Raw genomic sequence first — 1,852 nt, forward strand, 5'->3', positions numbered from 1 at the left:
ATGGTGAGTAGACCGCAGGAACTCCCCCTGCAGCCTCTCGCAAAACGGTACGTGAACCTCTCAGTTCATACCGCTTCCATTAGGCAAACGATCCTCTCATTCCATGCCTCCAATGGGCAAACAACCACGGATTCTGCTTAGCTATCCTTTCCAAGAACAGCGTTGCTCGAGTCTTATGGCGACGAAGTTTTTTGTATTTGCGTCTCGCCCACCTAATCAGAGCTTTGTTGATGTGTCTAAACACTGGGTATAGCGACGACCGATAGTACTTACCATAGTACCCAATCCAGCCATTTATCATTGGATTTAACCAACCTGATATCTGTGCGATGTTGAGATCTGTTCGGCTTCGTACCTTCAGCGTTTTAATTCTCCGCCTCATCGCTTTCAAAGCAACCTTACTCACCGCTGGCGTGAAGCTTACAAACATACTGTTTCGCTTGGTATTCTTCACTAATCGACGCCTGAATGTATATCCAAGAAAGTCGAAGCTTGTGTGTTCATGGTTGCCTTTTCGGCTTCCGTCTTTGCAGTAAACTATTTTGGTCTTTTCTGGATGCAACTCTAGACCACACTCAGCAAAGCGCTCTCTCAGTACCTCTAGCAAGTGTTCGGCTTCTTCTTTGCTTTTGCAATGAACCAGCCCATCATCCGCATATCGACACCAAGGTATACCGCGGTAATGCTTGTGTAACCATTTATCGAAGACATAATGTAAAAAGAGATTGGCGAGAACAGGACTGATTACCCCTCCTTGAGGTGTTCCCATATCCCTTGCTTTCAACTCTCCATCTGGCATTTTCATCGGTGCTGTTAACCAACGTTTGATATATAACCTTACCCACTTTTCTGTGCAGTGTTTATCGACTGCTTTCATCAGTAGGTCGTGCGGTATTTTATCAAACAATGCCCTAATATCGAACTCAAGGCACCAGTCATAGTCCCAACACCGTCTTCGAGTTACACCTATAGCATCTAGAGCCGATTTCTTTGGTCTGTATCCATACGAATCTGGCAAGAAGTGCGGTTCTACTTGGGGTTCAAATGTCAGTTTGACCACCATCTGTGCGATGCGGTCACTGACGGTTGGTATACCAAGTATCCTCTCGCCTCCGGCTTTCTTTGGAATGGCTACAGCCAGTACTGGCGGAGGGAAGTAGGTTCCCGATGCCAATCGGTTCCAAATTTTATAGAGATTTCCTTTTAAGTTCCTGTCAAATTCGGCCAGTGTTTCATTATCAACCCCTGCCGCGCCTGCATTTGCTTTCACCAACTTGTATGCGTTGACTACTTGCCATTTTGAAATGTTGAATTGTTTTGTCTTAACCTCTGCCTCCTCCTGACTTATTGTCAGTTGGGCAGAACTTAACGACGGCCTAACGCTACCCCTTCGCTCCACAACCATTACAGCTGTTTCCTCACTACTACAGATAGCTCCGTCCCAGTGCTGTGCATCGGTACTCTAATACTCGCCAATTCAGTGGCTTGTATGTCTTCCTTAGGCATCACAACGACTGGTTCCCGCAGTTCCCAAAAAGAGCCTGATATAGATTCACGCCCACTATACGCCGGACACCGTCTATGCAGCATTCGGAGTTTACTCATAGACTTATCCCAAGAGATAGAAACGCCCTTGGTTTTGATGTCAATCTCTGGATTACGACGCGTCCACATGGGTTCGGGTTAACTCGTCTCTCTATATCGTACCTGCCGAACTTTCGTTCGCACTTTGACTCCAACGCTCATGACCATAGCTCTTAACTACAGCCACTTGGAGTGGTTTGAAGCCAGCTTCCGACAGCAGACTTCGGTGGGCCTACCACCATCTCTTCCTGAGCTTATGCCTTAAGTC

General features: G+C 46.8%; 1 protein-coding gene. It reads right to left on the reverse strand.

The window, feature by feature from the left end:
* Positions 1 to 79: 79 nt before the first annotated feature.
* Complete coding sequence (ltrA, locus tag AB4209_RS20230; RefSeq protein WP_372057112.1) at positions 80 to 1,405, reverse strand: group II intron reverse transcriptase/maturase; 1,326 nt, start codon at positions 1,403 to 1,405, stop codon at positions 80 to 82.
* Positions 1,406 to 1,852 lie beyond the last annotated feature (447 nt).

It is taken from the genome of Vibrio sp. 10N.286.48.C11, from assembly GCF_041469805.1.
Lineage (GTDB): Bacteria > Pseudomonadota > Gammaproteobacteria > Enterobacterales > Vibrionaceae > Vibrio > Vibrio crassostreae_C.